The following is a 4,170-nucleotide window of genomic DNA, read 5'->3' as shown; positions in this document are numbered from 1 at the left end:
GTCGGTCTCGACCGTGCGGAACGGGCCGCGAACCTGGCCGCGCACCTGCGGTTCCGGCCCGCCGGCGCGCCGCCCGCCCCGGCCGCGGTGGTGTTGCTCGACGATGTGGTGACCACGGGAGCCACGGTGTCGGCGTGCACCCGGGTGTTGGCCGCTGCGGGCCACGAGGTCCGTGCCGTGCTCGCGCTGACCGGGGTGCATGCCGCGCGGTCGCGTCCCGGGAGTGCGCGGTGAACGGGGATCCGGTGTGCTGAAACGGGAATTTCTTCACCCACCCGGGTACTCCGGGAACTGTGGTGGGTGCTCCCTCGTTGACCGGATATGACGCAGACCACGGTGACACAGCGCCGAACCGGAATGCGTCGACTGCGCCGTCGGGCCGAGCACAACGGCCGGGTGCTGCTCCGAACGGGCCGCGGTGTCCCCACCGAGGGCCCGTGTTCACTGCACGTCGTCACCGTCACCCGACCACGGATGTCCCCCGGCTCGGGGGCTGTCGTGGCCGCACGGGTGCGGCTACCGTGCAGCGCTAACAGACGTCCCGGCCAGTCAGGGAGGTGAAGAGCCGATGTCCCCAACGCCGGAGGTCGTGAGCCGATCCGGATGCGGCGACCGCGTCCGGCGGAGTCCGCTCCGGCGTTCGAGGTCGCCACTGAAGGAACTCGCACGCAGGTGAGCGAGGAGGTCGTGCATGGACATCGTCATCAAGGGCCGCAACGTGGAGGTGCCCGAGCACTATCGGGTGCATGTCAGCGAGAAGCTGGCCCGGCTCGAGCGTTACGACAGGAAGGTCATTCGCTACGACGTGGAGCTCTTCCACGAGCCCAACCGCAGGCAGGCGAAGAACTGCCAGCGGGTCGAGATCACCGGAAAGGGCGGAGGTCCGCTCGTCCGTGCCGAGGCGAGTGCGGGCGACTTCTACACGGCGCTCGACTCGGCGACGAGCAAGCTGGAGAACCGGCTGCGGAAGGTGCACGACCGGCGGGTGGATCAGAACCGGCGCGGCCGGTCGTTGGCCGAGGCGGCGGCCGAGGCCGAAGCCCCCGTACCGGCGACGCCCCGGCCGGGTGCCGGGCGCGCCGCGGCGGGTACCGCCGTCCTGGAGGCTCCCCCGGCGGAGCCGCGGACCGGTGGGTCCGGTGGGTCCGGTGGGTCCGGTGGGTCCGGTGGGTTCGACTTCCCCGGACAGCGGGAGGACGAACAGGACTGGGACGACGGGGTGCGCGTGCACGAACCCGGCCGTGTCGTCCGGGAGAAGCAGCACTCGGCCGAACCGATGACGATCGACGATGCTCTCTACCAGATGGAGTTGGTCGGGCACGACTTCTATCTCTACAACGACTCGGAGGCCGGTAAGCCCAGCGTCGTGTACAGGCGGAAAGGCTTCGACTACGGCGTGATTCGATTGGGCTGAGTCCCGGCAGGCCCACGCGGCGGCCCGCACGCCGGCGAGCGTGCGGGCCGCCGCGTGCACGCGGGCCTGCGTGTTCCCTACGATGGGGGTTGCTGCCCGCGCCCTGCACGGGTGTGCCGCGACGCCCACACGACACCGCAAGTGAGGTCGACCCGATGCTTCTGAACCGCCTGCTCCGCGCGGGCGAGGGCAAGACGGTGAAGCGGTTGCACCGCATCGCCGCCCAGATCAACTCCCTCGAAGACGACGTCAAGGACCTCTCGGACGCCGACCTGCAGGCGAAGACCGACGAGTTCCGCGCGCGCCACACCGACGGCGAGTCGCTGGACGAGCTTCTCCCGGAGGCGTTCGCGGTGGTCCGCGAGGCGGCGCAGCGGGTGCTCGGCCAGCGGCACTTCGACGTCCAGCTCATGGGCGGTGCCGCACTCCACCTCGGCCAGGCCGCGGAGATGAAGACCGGTGAGGGCAAGACCCTGACCAGTGTGCTGCCGGTCTACCTCAACGCGCTCGCGGGTCGGGGTGTCCACATCGTCACCACCAACGACTACCTCGCCCAGCGGGACTCCGAGTGGATGGGTCGTGTCCACCGGTTCCTCGGGCTCGAGGTCGGGGTGATCCGCGCGGACATGCAGTCCGCCGCACGTCGGGAGGCCTACCGGGCCGACATCACCTACGGCACGAACAACGAGTTCGGCTTCGACTATCTCCGCGACAACATGGCGTGGAGCCTCGACGACTGTGTGCAGCGCGGGCACTACTACGCCATCGTCGACGAGGTCGACTCCATCCTCATCGACGAGGCCAGGACGCCGCTGATCATCTCCGGTCCCGCGGACCAGTCGTCGCGCTGGTACAACGAGTTCGCGCGGATGGCGCCGTTGATGACCAAGGACGTCCATTACGAGGTGGACGAGCGCAAGCGGGCCGTGGGCGTCACGGAGGCCGGCGTGGAGTTCGTCGAGGACCAGCTCGGCATCGACAACCTCTACGAGTCGGCCAACACCCCGCTGATCAGCTTCCTGAACAACGCCCTGAAGGCCAAGGAGCTCTACAACAAGGACAAGGAGTACATCGTCCGAGGCGGCGAGGTGCTCATCGTCGACGAGTTCACCGGCCGGGTCCTGGCCGGTCGCCGGTTCAACGAGGGGATGCACCAGGCGATCGAGGCCAAGGAAGGCGTCGAGATCAAGGCCGAGAACCAGACCCTGGCCACGATCACGCTGCAGAACTACTTCCGCCTCTACGACAAGCTCGCGGGGATGACCGGTACCGCCGAGACGGAGGCGGCCGAGTTCCACCAGACGTACAAGCTCGGTGTGGTGCAGATCCCCACCAACAAGCCGATGATCCGCGCCGATGAGGCCGACCTCATCTACAAGAGCGAGCCGGCGAAGTTCGAGGCCGTGGCGGACGACATCGCCGAGCGTCACGAGAAGGGCCAGCCCGTGCTGGTCGGCACGACCAGCGTGGAGAAGTCGGAGTTCCTGTCGAAGGCGCTGGTCAAGCGCAACGTGCCGCACGAGGTGCTGAACGCCAAGCAGCACCACCGCGAAGCGCTGATCATCGCCAAGGCCGGCCGGAAGGGCGCGGTCACGGTGGCCACCAACATGGCGGGCCGCGGGACCGACATCGTGCTCGGCGGGAACCCGGACATCATCGCCGACGAGGTGCTGCGGGAACGCGGCCTCGACCCGGTCGAGCACTCGGAGGAGTACGAGGCCGCCTGGCCGAAGGTGCTGGAGGAGGTCACCGCGGAGTCCGAGACCGAGGCCGAGGAGGTCCGCGCCGCGGGGGGCCTGTACGTGCTCGGCACGGAGCGGCACGAGTCGCGGCGGATCGACAACCAGCTGCGCGGCCGGTCGGGCCGTCAGGGTGACCCGGGCGAGTCCCGCTTCTACCTCTCCCTCGGCGACGACCTGATGCGCCGGTTCAACGCCGCGATGGTCGAGCGGGTCATGACCACCATGAAACTGCCCGACGAGGTGCCGATCGAGCACAAGATGGTCTCCCGCGCCATCAAGAGCGCGCAGACCCAGGTCGAGCAGCAGAACATGGAGATCCGCAAGAACGTCCTCAAGTACGACGAGGTGCTGAACCAGCAGCGCAAGGTGATCTACACCGAGCGCCGCCGGGTCCTGGAGGGCGAGGACCTGCGGGAACAGGTCGAGCACATGCTCGGCGATGTCATCGGCGCCTACGTCCGGGCGGAGACGGCCGAGGGGTATGCCGAGGACTGGGACCACGAGAAGCTGTGGACGGCGCTGCGGACCCTGTACCCGGTGGGGGTGACCTGGGAGGAGATCGTCGAGGAGGACGAGGACATCGACGCGGACCGGCTCCGCGAGATCCTGGTCGACGACGCCACCGCCGCCTACGCCCGACGTGAGGCGGAGATCGAGGAGGCGGCGGGCGAGGGCGCCATGCGCGAGCTCGAACGCCGGGTGGTGCTGTCGGTGCTCGACCGCAAGTGGCGCGAGCACCTCTACGAGATGGACTACCTCAAGGAGGGCATCGGTCTGCGCGCGATGGCGCAGGCGGATCCGCTCGTGGAGTACCAGCGCGAGGGCTTCGACATGTTCAACGCGATGTTGGACTCGTTGAAGGAGGAAGCGGTCGGTTACCTGTTCAACCTCCAGGTCGAGCAGACCGCGCAGCAGCAGGGCGCGCCGCAGGACGCCGGGGACGAACAGGGGACGACCGCCGAGGCCGCCGGACAGGCCGCGCCGGCGCAGGCGCAGGGTGCGGCGACCGCGGGT

Annotated in this window: 3 protein-coding genes; all 3 read left to right on the top strand. The window is 68.9% G+C overall.

Annotated features, from left to right (window positions below; all coding sequences use genetic code 11):
- Window positions 1-234 (top strand): ComF family protein (locus tag SACPADRAFT_RS32315; protein ID WP_007026725.1); only part of this gene is annotated, 234 nt, incomplete at its 5' end.
- Between the two features lie 457 nt (window positions 235-691).
- A complete protein-coding gene (gene hpf, locus SACPADRAFT_RS0206260; protein ID WP_007026726.1) occupies window positions 692-1,414 on the top strand; it encodes a ribosome hibernation-promoting factor, HPF/YfiA family in 723 nt (240 codons plus the stop codon).
- A gap of 155 nt (window positions 1,415-1,569) precedes the next feature.
- Window positions 1,570-4,170 (top strand): preprotein translocase subunit SecA (gene secA / locus SACPADRAFT_RS25870; RefSeq protein WP_007026727.1); only part of this gene is annotated, 2,601 nt, incomplete at its 3' end.

The sequence above is a fragment of the Saccharomonospora iraqiensis subsp. paurometabolica YIM 90007 genome, from assembly GCF_000231035.2.
Taxonomy (GTDB): domain Bacteria; phylum Actinomycetota; class Actinomycetes; order Mycobacteriales; family Pseudonocardiaceae; genus Saccharomonospora; species Saccharomonospora paurometabolica.
The sequence above is the reverse complement of the archived record's forward strand: the minus strand, read 5'-3'. Positions and strand labels throughout refer to the sequence as shown.